General features: G+C 33.5%; 17 protein-coding genes. 7 read left to right on the forward strand and 10 right to left on the reverse strand.

Features of this window, described 5'->3' with window-relative positions; translation table 11 throughout:
* Positions 1-50 precede the first annotated feature (50 nt).
* Positions 51-1,589: a DUF4139 domain-containing protein gene (locus tag OSH00_RS00365; RefSeq protein WP_266128762.1), complete on the forward strand. Its 1,539-nt coding sequence runs from the start codon at positions 51-53 to the stop codon at positions 1,587-1,589.
* Between the two features lie 75 nt (positions 1,590-1,664).
* On the opposite strand, the gene rnk is transcribed toward OSH00_RS00365, so the two are convergent.
* The 3 genes from rnk to OSH00_RS00380 all read right to left on the reverse strand — a co-directional run bounded on the left by rnk (position 1,665) and on the right by OSH00_RS00380 (position 4,933).
* Positions 1,665-2,069, reverse strand: a complete 405-nt coding sequence (gene rnk, locus OSH00_RS00370; protein WP_266128763.1) for a nucleoside diphosphate kinase regulator — start codon at positions 2,067-2,069, stop codon at positions 1,665-1,667.
* A gap of 230 nt (positions 2,070-2,299) precedes the next feature.
* A complete protein-coding gene (glyA, locus tag OSH00_RS00375) occupies positions 2,300-3,553 on the reverse strand; it encodes a serine hydroxymethyltransferase (RefSeq protein ID WP_196075220.1) in 1,254 nt (417 codons plus the stop codon).
* Positions 3,554-3,712: 159 nt separating this feature from the next.
* Entirely contained in the window at positions 3,713-4,933 is a 1,221-nt protein-coding gene (locus OSH00_RS00380) for an alpha/beta hydrolase family protein (RefSeq protein ID WP_266128764.1), read from the reverse strand.
* 609 nt (positions 4,934-5,542) lie between these two features.
* On the opposite strand from OSH00_RS00380, the gene OSH00_RS00385 reads away from it, so the two are divergent.
* The 5 genes from OSH00_RS00385 to OSH00_RS00405 all read left to right on the forward strand — a co-directional run bounded on the left by OSH00_RS00385 (position 5,543) and on the right by OSH00_RS00405 (position 8,463).
* Positions 5,543-5,728 carry a hypothetical protein gene (locus OSH00_RS00385; protein WP_266128765.1) on the forward strand — a complete coding sequence of 62 codons (186 nt, stop codon included), beginning with the start codon at positions 5,543-5,545 and terminating at the stop codon, positions 5,726-5,728.
* Between the two features lie 196 nt (positions 5,729-5,924).
* Complete coding sequence (locus OSH00_RS00390; RefSeq protein WP_266128766.1) at positions 5,925-6,626, forward strand: exonuclease domain-containing protein; 702 nt, start codon at positions 5,925-5,927, stop codon at positions 6,624-6,626.
* An 86-nt stretch (positions 6,627-6,712) separates the two neighbouring features.
* Entirely contained in the window at positions 6,713-7,402 is a 690-nt protein-coding gene (locus OSH00_RS00395; protein ID WP_266128767.1) for a hypothetical protein, read from the forward strand.
* A gap of 251 nt (positions 7,403-7,653) precedes the next feature.
* Positions 7,654-8,001, forward strand: coding sequence for a hypothetical protein (locus OSH00_RS00400; protein WP_266128768.1), 348 nt, complete (start codon positions 7,654-7,656; stop codon positions 7,999-8,001).
* A 171-nt stretch (positions 8,002-8,172) separates the two neighbouring features.
* A complete protein-coding gene (locus OSH00_RS00405) occupies positions 8,173-8,463 on the forward strand; it encodes a hypothetical protein (RefSeq protein ID WP_266128769.1) in 291 nt (96 codons plus the stop codon).
* Between the two features lie 129 nt (positions 8,464-8,592).
* Here OSH00_RS00405 and OSH00_RS00410 read toward each other — a convergent pair whose 3' ends face one another.
* The 3 genes from OSH00_RS00410 to OSH00_RS00420 all read right to left on the reverse strand — a co-directional run bounded on the left by OSH00_RS00410 (position 8,593) and on the right by OSH00_RS00420 (position 10,690).
* On the reverse strand, positions 8,593-8,820 hold the full coding sequence (locus OSH00_RS00410) for a hypothetical protein (RefSeq protein WP_266128770.1): 228 nt from the start codon (positions 8,818-8,820) through the stop codon (positions 8,593-8,595).
* 1,075 nt (positions 8,821-9,895) lie between these two features.
* On the reverse strand, positions 9,896-10,075 hold the full coding sequence (locus tag OSH00_RS00415) for a ribbon-helix-helix protein, CopG family (RefSeq protein WP_196076856.1): 180 nt from the start codon (positions 10,073-10,075) through the stop codon (positions 9,896-9,898).
* A 258-nt stretch (positions 10,076-10,333) separates the two neighbouring features.
* Entirely contained in the window at positions 10,334-10,690 is a 357-nt protein-coding gene (locus tag OSH00_RS00420) for a hypothetical protein (RefSeq protein ID WP_004831574.1), read from the reverse strand.
* A gap of 351 nt (positions 10,691-11,041) precedes the next feature.
* Here OSH00_RS00420 and OSH00_RS00425 point away from each other — a divergent pair, with 351 nt between their 5' ends.
* The gene (locus tag OSH00_RS00425) at positions 11,042-11,464 is read left to right on the forward strand and encodes an MAPEG family protein (RefSeq protein ID WP_266128771.1); all 423 of its coding nucleotides are present in this window, start codon (positions 11,042-11,044) and stop codon (positions 11,462-11,464) included.
* A 753-nt stretch (positions 11,465-12,217) separates the two neighbouring features.
* Here the strand turns inward: OSH00_RS00425 and OSH00_RS00430 are convergent.
* The 4 genes from OSH00_RS00430 to OSH00_RS00445 form a co-directional block, all read right to left on the reverse strand.
* Positions 12,218-12,442 (reverse strand): helix-turn-helix transcriptional regulator, encoded by a 225-nt coding sequence (locus tag OSH00_RS00430; protein ID WP_266128772.1) that lies wholly within the window; start codon positions 12,440-12,442, stop codon positions 12,218-12,220.
* Positions 12,439-12,816 (reverse strand): hypothetical protein, encoded by a 378-nt coding sequence (locus OSH00_RS00435; RefSeq protein ID WP_266128773.1) that lies wholly within the window; start codon positions 12,814-12,816, stop codon positions 12,439-12,441. The genes OSH00_RS00430 and OSH00_RS00435 overlap by 4 nt, the downstream gene beginning before the upstream one ends.
* 297 nt (positions 12,817-13,113) lie before the next feature.
* Positions 13,114-13,494: an MliC family protein gene (locus OSH00_RS00440; protein WP_266128774.1), complete on the reverse strand. Its 381-nt coding sequence runs from the start codon at positions 13,492-13,494 to the stop codon at positions 13,114-13,116.
* A gap of 1,565 nt (positions 13,495-15,059) precedes the next feature.
* A complete protein-coding gene (locus OSH00_RS00445) occupies positions 15,060-15,383 on the reverse strand; it encodes a hypothetical protein (RefSeq protein WP_266128775.1) in 324 nt (107 codons plus the stop codon).
* Positions 15,384-15,409 lie beyond the last annotated feature (26 nt).

Genomic DNA, 15,409 nt, shown 5'->3' on the forward strand with positions numbered 1-15,409 from the left:
CTACATTTTGTACATTAAAATCAATTGTAATGATTTCAGGACAAGCATAAATGAATATAAAAACTGCGTTAAAATTTAGCTTCCTCTGTCTACCTACGACTTATAGCTTTGCACTTAACTTATCCAGTTCTCCGATCCAACAAGTCACTCTGTACCCGACACTGGCAAAAATTGAACGAAGCATTCCTGTACAATCTGGTGAGCAATTGGTGACTTTAAGTGGGTTGGCTGCAAATTTCAATATCGACCAACTGCAATATCAAAGCACCAATATCGAAGTCAATGCAGTTTCTCACACTGATAGTGCATTGGATAAACCTGCTGGCAATGAATCTTCACAGTTACGTGAACAGATCGACGTGATTAAAAAGAAAATTTCAGAACAAAATTCAATTATTCAAGCGGCTGAACTACAAAATAAATTCTTGGGCAATGTGACCGAAGGTTCTGCACCTAAAGTCCGTAAGCAAGCTTATGAAGCATTTATCGCCATTGATCAGGCAAAGATTGAAAAAGAAAAGCTTGAACAGCGTTTAAATGAGCTGGAACAAGATTTAGGTGCGATTGGTGACAGTGAATTTAATCAAAGAACCCTTAAATTTTATGTCAATGCACCACAGCGAGGTGAAATCAAAATCAGTTATATGGTGCCTTATGCGCGTTGGCAACCGATTTATAAAGCTGAATTGAATACGCAGACGAAACAAATCAAGTTAACACGTATGGCAATGATTGCTCAAAAAACGGGAGAAGACTGGAACAATGTGAAATTATCACTGTCTACGGCGACACCGCAAAACTATGTTCAACAAATTCAACCACAGCAATGGCGCGTCAATTATTTTGAGCCAGAACCTGTTGTACGCCCGCTTTATGCTGTTGCTCCTGCACCAGTTACTGAAGTGAGTATGGATTATGACCGAAAAGAGAAAACAGTTAAAAGAGCCCCACAATTCCCACAATTCCAAGCGGCTGATTTAAACTTTAGTACTGAATTTCGTTCAGAAACCAAAGCCTCTATCCCAAGTAGCCAGCAGCAAATATTCTTACCTTTAAGCACAGAACAATATGCAGCAAAGCTTTCGGTATGGGCAATCCCTAAAAATAGCACCCAGGCGACGATCAATGCTGAAATTGCAAAACTGGACCAAAATTGGCCTTCGGGCATAGTCAAACTCTACCGTGACGGCGATTATATTGGACAAAGAACTTGGAACAACAGTACAGATGAAAACTTACAAATGAGCTTCGGTACAGATGATCAAATCCAAATTAAAGTCACTGATTTGTCCGACAAGAAAAACCCTGTCAAAGGAACACTGTCCGAAACCATACAGAAACAACAATATTCCGTGCAGAACCTACATAGTTATCCTATTCAAGTCACTATTTTTGAATCTGAACCACAGAGTCAAAATGGAAAACTGACCACTCAATCCACATATAGCGTTGCCCCAACAGCGACCCAATGGAATGGACAACCGAATATTAACTTATGGCAAGTAGATCTTAATCCAAAGCAAAGCTATAAACTGGATGTTCAACACCAATTTAAATATCCGAGCAAAGGCAGAACTTCTGGTTTTTAATCTTCCGTTCTCAACAGTAAAATAAAAGCCCAGTGCTACTGGGCTTTTATTTTCAACTTGCGCATTCAGCATAGGCTAAAGATAATTGCCTTCACGTTCAGGCTGATACAATACTTTCTCAATTTTAACTTTCATCAAATGCCCATCGGGTTGGGGCCACTCAATTTCCTGCCCTTCAGCTAAGCCCAAAATAGCGGCTCCAACAGGAGCAACAACATTGACCTGCCCTTTATCACCACGGAAATCATGCGGGTAAACCAATGTGATTTCAGTTGCTTCTGTCGATGGTGCAATAGTGATCAGTACCTTAGCATTCATGGTCACAACATTAGCAGGCACAGCATGAGGTGCAACAACTTCTGCACGTGCTAATTCATCTTCTAGATGTTGCATGGTGATCGTCAATTTTGACTGATGTTCCAACATCGTTTCCAAACGATGTAAGTCCTGTTCTGAAATAATAATATTGGGTTTAGTCATATACCAAATTCCTTTGCGCTATTGCATTACCACAATCGTATTGATAAAGCTGATCTCACAGTTATACATCAATTCTCTTGCAGATGACGTTTTACACAGCAAGTGATCTGTTTAGATATTCAAATTTTTAATCATCTATTTCTTTTATAACAGATATTTAATCAAATATATTGATTTTTATACAACCATAAAAAAAGCCCCCTTGAGAGGAGGCTTTCTCAAGTTAATATTTATTTTGCATAAACGGGGAATTTAGCACATACCGCCTCAACTTTGGCTTGTACGGCTTTGATGACAGCTTCATCACCTTTTGAATCCAAGATGTCTGCAATCCAACCCGCTAAATCACGTACTTCTGCTTCACCAAAACCACGTGTTGTTACAGCAGGCGTACCAATACGGATACCTGAAGTAACGAATGGAGAACGCGGATCATTTGGTACAGCATTTTTGTTCACTGTGATATGAGCTGCACCTAACCATGCATCGGCATCTTTACCTGTCACATCTTGTTTAATTAAAGACAACAAGAATAAATGGTTTTCTGTGCCGCCAGAAACAACATCATAACCTCGTGAAATTAACACTTCAGCCATCGCTTTAGCATTAACAACCACTTGTTTTTGATATTCTTTATATTCAGGCGTCATTGCTTCTTTAAAGCAAATTGCTTTTGCAGCAACAGCATGAACCAAAGGACCGCCTTGGTTACCAGGGAAAACAGCAGATTGAAGTTTTTTCTCAATCTCTTCATTAGCTTTAGCAAGGATCAAACCAGAACGTGGACCACGTAAAGTTTTATGTGTAGTCGTTGTGGTTACATCAGCAATTTGTACTGGGCTTGGATATACACCAGCGGCCACTAAACCAGCAACATGTGCCATATCAACAAATAAGTATGCACCAACTTTATCCGCGATATCACGGAAACGTTGCCAGTCTACGATTTGGCTATATGCAGAGAAACCCGCAACGATCATGCGAGGCTTGTGTTCTACTGCCAAACGTTCAACTTCTTCGTAGTCAATTTCACCAGTTTCTGGGTTTAAACCATATTGCACTGCATTATAAGTTTTACCAGAGAAGCTTACTTTTGCTCCGTGGGTCAAATGACCGCCATGTGCCAGGCTCATACCTAAAACAGTATCGCCAGGGTTTAAAAGAGCAAGGTAGACTGCTGAGTTTGCTTGAGAACCTGCATGTGGTTGTACGTTAGCATAGTCAGCACCAAATAATGCTTTAGCACGATCGATCGCCAATTGTTCGATCACGTCTACGTATTCACAACCGCCATAATAGCGTTTACCAGGATAACCTTCGGCATATTTGTTAGTGAGTTTTGATCCTTGTGCTTCCATTACTGCAGGTGAGCAATAGTTTTCAGATGCAATCAACTCAATATGTGCTTCTTGACGGGCATCTTCTTGAGAAATTGCTTGTGCGATTTCTGGATCAAATTCAGAAATAGAGATATTGGCGAACATTAGCGAGGTCCTATGAATTAGGGCTTTTAAGCCGTGCTAAGATTGCGCGTATTGTAGCATGAAGTTCGTAATTAAACAGAATGAAGTTTACTCTGTTTTAAATAAAAATGACTGATGTCTAAAACATCAGTCATTTTTGACGTTAGGCGTTTTAAACACTTACTTCGCTGCAAACATACCCTTTACGTCTGCAACAATATTATCGACATTTAGAGCATAGGCCTTACTATGATCCCAAGTAGGATTGGTAATATAACTGACTTGTGTACCAAAAGCTTTCGCTGTTCCATATAAAGTATCTGTTGCAATCTGAGGTACAGTGGTATCTGCACCCCCCTGATAAATCACGACAGGTGTTTTGACTTGGACCTGTAGGGGTTGTGAATCCACTTCCAGGAATTTTTGTACGACGGGCAAGGTCGTAAAGTTATCGGTTGTTCTTGGATAATTCTTTAATGAACCATTGCTACCAACATATTGCATCATAGCCCCTGCAAATTGAGATCCAAGATCACAGCTTGATTCTGCATTTTTTGCAATTGCATCCGTCGGTACTTTAAATACTTGGCTATAGTCTAAAGTAGGATTTGTATTGCGTAAGCCCGCAGCAATTAATGCAGTAAAGGTATCCAAAGATGCATAAACAGGTATCTGCTGAGTTGGTGTAGCATTTTCAACTGAAAGATTTCCAACACTTAAAATTAATTTCAATTGTGAAGCTGGTGCAACAGCGACAGTGCCTTTATAGTCTAGGTTTGCACGCGCCGCATATTGCGCAGCGCCTAATGCGGCTTGACCACCTTGAGAATGTCCAACTGTGACCCACTGATTAGACGCTTTACTGCCTAGCCAATTACGTGTCGCCACGACAGCATCAGTAATCGAATAAGCTTCACTTTTTAAATTTAAAAATGGGTGTAATTCTTTACCACCTGGCTCGCCCAAGCCTTCGTAATCAGGTGCAACCACCACGTAGCCTGCTGCAAGAAACTTAGAAATCATGCCTTTAATATGGTCATTCATCACATTACGACTTGGTGCACATGCATCTGCAACTCCTGTTGTCCCATGTGCCCAAACCACGATTGGCCAACCACCTGCTGGTGCTACAGTTTTCGGTGTAAAGACCAGTGAGGTTGCTTGTACTTCGGTACCATTAATACCTTTCATTTTATAGGTCATCACGACACTGTCCGTTGCCACAGCAGAAAAATCTGTTTTGCTATAGGCACTTGGAGTACCGACTACAGGATTGGCAATGGTGTTGACATCTGTATCATTTGGAGGAGTTCCAGATGAACTCCCTCCACCACCGTTATTACATGCTGTTAAAGCGATCCCAGAACTTAGAATTAATACTGTCAATAATTTTTTTTTCATGTGATTTATCCTTAAACACAATATTTTAAATGTATACGATTGAACACGTATCATTATTTAATCAATACGTCAAAAAAATATGTTAGGCAAGTCTTTTGATCATTATTTTTAAGGGCTAAATCAACTGAATAATTCGTCAATAATGGCGTCAGCTTATGTAAGCTGCAATATGTTTTGTAATATCCTGAAGAATATAAAAATTTAAAATTAAGGGTGGATAGGATTGTTGATAAAATCAATATAAAAGGAGTTTAGAGATTCGTTTAAGATTTCACTATAACTAGATTGACTCAACTTATTTCTCAAACGGTTTTGTTGTACAAAGATTTGATAATTAAGACTCGCCCAAACAACTTAAATTTAAGGCATAGCTTATGAAGTTTGCTTAGCTTGATAAAATTATTCAATATTGCTCCATGTGCATGAATTTGATTGCCCTGACTTTCAACGTTTCTTTCACTCAGTCACACATCTGGTAATTTGATGGCATGCATCTTCATTTCATCTCAACATCATAGTTGCCAACCTGAACATTTTGCATATTGATCTAGCAAATACTTTGCATGATTTACCTTCCGCAGCAGCGTATTCCATAACGCAAGGATTTATATGATCTACGATATAGCACTTATATTAAAAAAATTAACAAGCATGATTCAAAAATCATTAGAAATTACTCTGAAAAATGATGCAAAATATTCAAAATTATATAAATATATTAAAAAACATCATTATTCTAAAAATAAAGCGATCAATCGATTGGATTTAAAAATTTCTTTACAAATATTTAAATGAATGTTGGATGATGGTGTTCGTAAATCAAGGCTGTCATTTATATTTTAATAGCCCAATCATCTATAAAAAAACACGCCTGGTTGAGATCCAATCAAAATCCAGTCAAAACATACTTTTCAATAACTTTAAATTGTATTCAATGCTTAAAAAAGCTAGGGTACTAAAATCTCCTGTTCAAATCGGTGAAGGAACAAAGATGCAAGCCATTATTTTAGATACAGAAACGCATACACTCAATGGTTTACCTATTGAAATTGCTTATGCACCCATTCAGATTGAAGCAGGAAAACTCAGTTTAGATCGCAATCAAATATTTGATCAGCTTTATAGCATAGGCAATGAAAAAATTTCTTTTGCATCTATGGCTGTGCACCATATTTTAGAAGCAGATATTGCAGGACAACCCAACTTTTCTGACTTCGAACTTCCTCATGAAACCACATATATCATTGGTCATAATATTGATTATGATATCCGTACAATTGAGCAATGTGGCGTTGATACCTCAAAAATCAAAGCGATTTGTACGCTGGCGCTCGCTCGGTTAGTGTGGCCAGATGCTGAAGCCCATAATATTTCAGCATTGATTTATATGATCAGTAAAGGCAGTGAAAAAGCGCGTGAAATGCTGAAAAGTGCCCATCGCGCAGATGCAGATATTATTTTAACAGCCAATATTTTAATGCACATTATTCATCATTTAAAAATTCAGACACTAGAAGAACTCTATGAAACCTCTGAAGATGCACGTATACCAAGAACAATCAACTTTGGTAAACATCGTGGTACTGCAATTACAGAATTACCTTCAGACTATGTGCAATGGTTATTGCGTCAAGAGGAGTTAGACCCTTATTTGCGCAAAGCCCTAGAAAACGCAAATCTGATCACACTTTAACCTTGTGATTTGTAACAAGAAAGTCATATTAGTGTAATTTTCATTCTTTATCCTTGGGTCAATTTATTGGGGGGATAACTTGACTCATGGATCAATATTTTAAAACTGACTTGGGAATTCAGGCATTAAAACAGCGGTCATTTCAACTTAATGCTCGTCAAAGACAATTATTACTCCTGATTGGTACTGATGATTTTAACATCTTGAATAATACTCTAAAACAACGCTTGGCTACCCCTGAACTGATTCAACAATTAGAAGAACTTGGCTTGATTTTTCAGGACAATGCGCCATCTGAGGGCAAAACAAATAATAATTCCCTGACAGCAGCAATCACTTCAGTTTCAACAGACAGCAAGCAAAAACCAATTTTGGCTCAAACAACAATAACCCCCTCCACAAAAGAAAATATTATTTCCTCAATTAGCATCAGTGAAAAAATAACAGAAACATTACCAAAACCCACGATTCACACCAATGAGCCAGCCAAACATCAAAAACCACAGCAAGAAGAGCCTAAGGAAAATAAACCCGACCTGATCCCTATCAGTTTTGATGAAATTAAATACAAAATGGCTCATCTACTACAAACCCATTGTGGTCTCATGACCAAACAATTGGTGATACAGATTCAACAGGCTAAATCTATCCGCGATATTAAGTTTTGCCAAATGCAATGGATTACCGCATTACAGGAGTCCAGAATTTCGCCACTTGAGTTAAATCAAGCCATGCAACAAATTAATCATGCTCTGAAACACTTACAATCATCCTAATTTTCAAAATATTAGCAGTATTAGACGAGTATCAAGATTTAAACCCCTTAGAATGGCAAAATTAAGTGTTTTTAAGGTCATTCTAAGTCTTTTTTAATCTAAATAGACTTATTATTTTTTAAAATAATATTAAATAATAAATACTTATAAAAATTAAAAATGAAATTATTTAAATTACTAAGACTTTTGCCGAATCTACTCAATTTCACTTTAAGGATATAACACTACTTTTTTGGAATATTGAGATGCCGATGAGCCATTACATTGAATTTGATACTGATGATAACCCACGATATCTGAGTAAAGTTGGAAACTGGGTGATTACATTTTTAACTCCAACGCTTGTTTCCTGTACACAACTTGCCATAAGCTTTGTTATTCCAACACAGCATCATAATCATCTACAGGTTCGTAGATTTATTATTCAGAATACGGATAATGATCAAATTTGGCAGGTTATCGAGATTGAATATGATGATCATTCTTCGAAGCAAAAGCTGAATTTAGAGTTAGAATCTGCTTTACTCCCCCAATTTATTCAACAATTACAGAATGAATTTCAACGTTACGATGTCGAAATCAAATACTTTTATGGATAAAATCAAATATCATGCATAGCCACACACCAAAAACCTATCTTATTGATATTATTTATTAATTTAATTAAAATCCATAATTCCTTATTATTTTTTTACAAAATCAAATTGTCTCTTCTCCCTCCAGAATGTACAATAAATACTCAGTTAACTTGTTCAAATAATTACACAATTATGACGACTTATATTACCAAATCGACCAATCAAACAGCATTAGCACTTTCAAATTTTCATTCAACTTTTGAACAGTGCTTGACGGCTGTCTCTAACATCAAACACAAAAGAGATTTACGTATCAAAGATGATCCAATGTCCTCGCAACATGTATTGGTAGAAAGTTACCAATCTGGATTACTTAAAGAACATTTAAGAATTGAAAAGCGTGCTGTTGTGCAAGCCAATCGAGACCGCTTAGCTCTTTATCATTTGGTCGCTGTTGTTCTTGATCATTTTACAAATGCTTAATTTCATTGAAAAGCGATCGAGTATTTGCTCTTCCTTTTTAGAACTCTTCTGCTTGGATTGAATAAAAATGTGTTGGATGAATTCATCCAACACATCTCTTATTTTTCACATATTTAGGCTGGCTAAAAATTAACTTACTTGTTCAATGATACGATAAATACTATCGCTTTCTTTGCTCTCAAACAGTAATTCGATACTTGGCAATATTTTTTCACCATCTACCACAATATGATCAATTTTTTGAAACAAGGATAAATTTTCAGCATCTTCACTTGCTTGCAATTTGTTTAACCATGCCATCGCATTCAGTTCATTACTATATTGATCCTTCACCCTGACTGTAATCATTTCAGACATTTTTCAATCCTCTTTTTTATATACTGTTTTTCTTATAGCATGACATTGAATAAAATTTCTTATGAAGTTGTTAGATTTTATGGCAATGTTAATGCACTGCAACATTTGTCTATTTTTTTATTTTAAAACAATATATTAATTTGAATATTTTGTGTAATTTTTATTTATCTTAATTATTTCATTAGATTTCAAAATGAAAAAGCCCACATTTCTGTGAGCTTTTTAATGTTGGAAAGCTAGTGCTTATTTTTTATTTGAACTGGAGTCACAAATTCAATAAGCTGTCATTGATCTGTCCAACTACTTCGTAGCATCTTATCGATCTACTGTAGTTATAATATAGGCAGAACTTTGATCATGTGCAAGAAGAAGTAACATTATTCAACATGATTACAGCGATTTTATAATTGAATTATTTTTAAATTCGCAGACAATAGATCAGCCAAATTAATGATCATTTTTAGTCTTTTTAAAAATTAAGATTAGAGGATAAAAATCAATTTGAATTTGAACAGCATAAAAAAAAGATTAATTTTTTTAGATCGTGGTTAAGAAATAATAAAATATGCCCCCCTATACATCAAACTTAGCTCTCAAAAACAAAAAAATGCAGGGATAATTATCACTCAGTGAATTCTCTTTAATCGACAAAGCTAAAGTCACGGCTAAACCACCGATTGTAATCATTTTATTGAACTTCTTTACAGATGGTCTAAAATTATTGGTGAACTACGTTGATAACGCAGTTATGTTCGCTGGCGTTTACATTACTGAAATTTAAGTGCTGTTTAAAACACAGACAATAAGCTCTCGACTGAGTATATTTTATTTTTTCTGGGACATTTATACCAAAACATTCAGATTCAATATTTCCCGTATGTGATAAAGGAAACTCCCCCTTAAGCATCAACACAACTCCGCCCAATACGATCAAAATCATAAAAATGATCAATATTTTATAAGTTCTCATATTTTGAATTTTCATATTTTTATAAGTCAATAAAGATTAAGCAGACCTATTACCAAGGCTATACTGCTCAATCCTCATCTACCGTCTCATAAAACATATAATTTGTTATTTTTTTACAATTGAGGATTTAGTGGAATATTCAACACCATGTTTTTCTAAATATTCACGAATTAATTGACGAACGACTTGAGATGGTTTTAAGTCTTGACGATTACATAATTCTTCAAATGCTTCTTTTTTATTTGGATCGATCAAAATTGTTAACCTTGCCGTTTTATTTTCCATACCCCATTTCCTTAAATTTCTTAGAAATAGAATTGTAATAATATTTAAAAGATTTTCAATAATAATTTTTTATATCGCCAACTGCACAAAATAAAACATATATATTTGATTTAAAATAACTTATTTATCTAATCTTTATATTTAAATGATACATCGATCATAAATTATTGTGAATATTATCAAATATTCAAGTTTTAAAGCTAAAATTCACACAAAAGGCTATCACAACAACGCGAAGCAATAGCCAAGTCTCTATTTTTAAGAGAAATCTAATTCTTTTTCAAAAATTCTGAGTTCATGTCTTGCCATTGCTAAATTAGATTTTTGACGATCCAGTACTAAATATAAAAATAAATCACTATTTTTCTCTAGCGGTCTAAGTAAATGATACTGTTTACCTAAGGTAATCAAAATATCGTCAATCGTATCTTTTAAGTTCAATGCATCAGCAGTTTTCATTTTCGCACGTAGAACCTCAGTATTTCCCGCAGCTGCAAGCTCCAAATCAATTCCCGTTCCTTGAGCAGCCAATGAAAGACCACTTGTACAATCAACAAGTGCTGAAGCCGTAAATCCATCAATATCTGCTAATGGTGTTAAGTCAATTTTAGCCATTTATATATACCTTTTATTAAGTAAAAAACATATGAGCCATCTCAAGCATGTGGCTCATGTTTAAAAGTATCATAAAATTATAATAAAATATTATTTTATGATAATAATATGTGATTTTTTTTAGTCTAATTAAAAAATAGACAATATTTCCTTTAAGATCTCATTGTGGATTTACTTTAAAATTCACATATGGACCAACACAATTCACATAAATAAAGATGAATTGGAAAATAAATTTAATTTTCTTCTTATAAAAGCATTTAAAAGTCTCGACAAAAAACAAAAAATAATTTAAATATAAAAACTTATGTGTTTCTCATATTCTCTGCAGCATACATAGGTAGATGTTTTATGTATAATTTGCTTCATATATATGCTTTATGTATTACAGTACTTTTCATTAAAATGTTTGCGATATCATGTTATCAAGGTTATTTCCGTATTAAAAATAAGGCTTTTAAAAATAAAGAAGATGCACAATACTTAAATATAAATGCACATATTGAAGAACTTCCTCAAGTGATCAGAGCAAATCAAGCATGGGCTAACGATTTAGAAAATATTCCTATGTTTTGGGTACTTGGTGGCATTTGCATCGCCTTGAGTTTGAACTCACCATTGATTACATGGACATTTTGTATTTTTACAATTGCACGTATTATTCATACATACACCTACTTAGTTAGAATACAGCCTTGGAGAACGATCTCTTATATCACCGGAATCGTTTGCTTATTTATTTTAGCGTTTAATATTATAGTGACATGTTTATGACTGATCTAAATGTAGAATAATTTTAAATCAATCGACAAAAATAAAATTGTGATAACTATCACAATATAACTATTTATTCGATGCATATAAATTTATGATACCATCAAGTTTATATTAAAATTAAAAAATCATCATCCTAATATAATTAGAAAATTCGATCAGCTACATAAAAGCAGATCAAAATTTAACTTATGAAAAATCGAAAATGGTCAAATTATATCAACTAACCATCAAAGAAGAATGTGATCAAATTAAATAAATATAGATTAAAAATATATTTTCATAACGATTAATCTAAATAAAAATACTCATCATACTAATCTATGATGTCTCGTTCTTGATATATACATATGAACAGAGCTTATGGCCCTGGCACAACTCTAATATATAGCCTCGTGATACGCTTGATCTAAGAAAATAATCAGAGTTTAAAATGGTAAGATTCATACTGAAACCAATCTGAAACCGTCCCAAATGATTGACAATCTTCTCTCAATGGCTTGTCAGTTCTCAACTGCATATGATCAGGAAAACAGCAAGCCCCAATATTCACACAATTTCAAATGGAAATTGATCGTGCTGTTTACCTCAACGCAACACCTTTAATTCAACAATAAAGCGACATACAAAGATAAATCGCAAAATACAAACCATCTTAGAAAAATGTAAAAATGGCTCATAATCACAGTCGATTATTTTAATTTTATCCAATTTACCAGTATTGGATATCTTGCTTCTTTGTTGATCAAATATTTATTTATCACGACTTAGCGTCTTTTTTGGCGTATCTTCATCATGAAAAATCGCTTCAATAGATAAACCAAAAAGTTTTGCTATTTTAAAGGCTAAAGGGAGACTTGGATCATAACGTTGTTTTTCAATAGCATTGATAGTTTGACGTGAAACACCAAGCAATTCCGCAATTTGTTGTTGTGACCAACCATGTTTCATTCTTAATTCAGATAAAATATTTTTCATCGATAACGCCAACTTCCAATTGCGATCCCCATTCCCCACAATGTTGCCATTAATGGCCAAACAAAAAACATCGATAGTAAAGGAAATCCAATATTTTCTAAAAAGCCATAGCTAAATGTGATGAGCGCAGTACCAACAAAGGCGATTGCAAAAGCTTGTAGTTGAATTCGATGTTGCATTTCATCTAATTGCGATAACTGTCTAATCACGCTCCAACATACGAATACGCAAGGAATGACGGGTAATAAAGTTACAATCATTTGTGTTGAATCATCAAGTTGATTATTTTTTAAATATCTTAGAGAAAAAACCAACACAACAATATACAGCAAGATAGATAAAACCAATTCAAAAAGGTATCTAAATTTATTCATAGTGCACTCATGTAAAGTAAACTTTACACAAGCATAATTAATTTCAAATTAAATGTAAAGGATACTTTACATTAATGATGATCTAGGTGAGTAAACTAACCAAAAGAGCCGAACGCCTGATCGATTCTTTTTGAAGTAATCCAATTCAATAAAATATTTTTTACTTAAAATCAAATATATAAATTATATTTAAACTTTACAGCAATGACTTTAGATCGTCTAAGATATTTAAAGTGGAAAAAATTATGGATCTCCATAAAAAACCCCACCAAAAGGTGGGGCAATTTATATCCAAGCTTATTTAATTTCTTTCACAGAAAAAGACTGATCTTTTGCAAGTTCAATGGTTGCTTCTTCACCTTTGGAATGAATTGACACACCATTTTCACCTTCTAGACGCATACCACTGCCAGCTGGAACTTCTTTAAGTGAATAGTTATGCCCTTCACTATCTGTCAAAGTTGCAGTAGCAAAATTATCAGTTGTTTGAAGCGTAAATTGCTTTTTATCTTCAGTTTCATATTTCACTGTTTTTTGATTTGACTCATTGCTGTCTACCTGAGCAACAGGACTACTTGCTTCTCCTGTTGAGGCATTGGTTTTTTCTTTGTCTTTTGCATTACATCCCACTAAAAAAACTGCAGTTAAAATAGAGGAAATTAATAATATTTTTTTCATGATTAATCTCAATAGAAATAAGAAGATTAAGTTCTACCATAGGACTTGAAGCTCATCCAACCAAGATTGCGAATTCGCTACTTGTTCCCTACAGAAGTCATAAAGATTACTTATAATATTACACATTTGATATTTTATTTGATTGTGATAATTCGACTAGCCATAGATTTCAAGCTAAGATTTGTTTGCATAATAAATTAATCCAATGATTGCAATGGTCACAATGCTGATTTGAATAATCAAAGAATGCATCAATTTTCCTACGGAGAACAAAAAGTTTAATTGGTTTATAGATGAAATTTCGTCACTGGGCATCAATACTGCTAATTTTCCCACATTTCCTACATTCTTTTATGCGACTTATATCGAGATATTCAAAAGCATGAATGCAGATCAGTTGTCTAATACGTAACATCATAAAAATATGCCCTAAAAAAAACCCACATGATTGGATAATGTGGGCAATTACATGAAAAGCTTCTATTAGGTAAAGCTTGAAATTACAAAGTAATTTCTGGTTCAAATTTTAAGTCAAATCAAATCAAGTACATTGGCATTAAATGACAATTTTTAAAATTCTCTTTTAAATCAATAAAAAATATTAGAAATACTAAATAATAATTAAATACTATGAATGCTCAATAATCAATGAACGACACTAAAAAAATGAAGCGTACGAGATTAAAAAACAAAGAGATAAGAAATTTTTACTAAAAGTTTAAAACTCATATGACATAATTATTTATATTTCTCCAACAAGCCTCAGTAAATCAGAGGCTTGTTGGAATAGATGGTTAGGTCTGTGGTTGAATTTGCTTCTCATTATTCCTGTCGTTTTTGCTTGTCTTCGTCAAATTTTTTGTCTGGGTCTTATCAGCGCCATTTTTATGAGACTGATAATAACAACCAATTGCAATCCCAGTGCCTAATAATGCTGCAGTCTTAAACATGACATACCTCGTACTGAATTAAAAAAAAGGTTTAATAGAAATAACATCAAATTAAAATCGATGTATTTCCATATGTTAGTTATGAAAGAATATGTGAAATTTTATAACATAAAATTTCAAAAAACATTTTATTTCATATATTTTCAATAACTTAAATTTTTTATAATTATAAACCATTAACAGAACTGTCACACTTTCAACTATTTTTCTTAAAATCGTTATTTATTAATAAACAATATTTCTCAAAAAATTCTGTATAAAAAAGCCCATCCTGAGATGAGCCTTTCAATCAAATTACATTATTTTAAAACCCACACCCCAGATGGAAGATTCCCAAAGAGATGTACCAACAATGTAAGAACAACAAACATAAATAAGAAAAAAGCGATGTTTATTGATTTATATATCATGTGATCACCCTCATTTTATTGTTGTTCTTTTTTTATACACTAATAACATAAAATTTACAAACCTTTTTAGAAAAAACCTTATATTAAAAAGATTTATATCTTTATATCTGTTCAAGCTAACAGTCAGTAATCCATTCGATTTTTCATTTTAGTAAATCAATAAACACCAATATACTTTAACTTACTGTAAATCTCGATAGAACAGTCATTTCAATATTTCACCATGTAACCACTTTAAATAATTTTCTTTGTCATAAAATTGAGGAGACTGGTTCACATTCAAAGTAACTTCTTTACCATCGACTAAAATCACATAATTTTTTGCCATCTGTGAACATTCGTCATCCGGTCGTGCAAGAATAAAAAAATATTTTAAAAACAATATATTACAAAGCATATTATCCATAATTGATTTGAGATCATTTAGTTGCCTGTTTTTCTTTATAAATTTCTGATCAAGCTCTTTTTCAGGAAAGTGCTGACTTGACTTAAACGCTTCATATTTTTCATCTAATTCATTAATATTCATATTATTTATCACTAAAATTTTAAGTC

Source organism: Acinetobacter nematophilus (genome assembly GCF_026344175.1).
Lineage (GTDB): Bacteria > Pseudomonadota > Gammaproteobacteria > Pseudomonadales > Moraxellaceae > Acinetobacter > Acinetobacter nematophilus.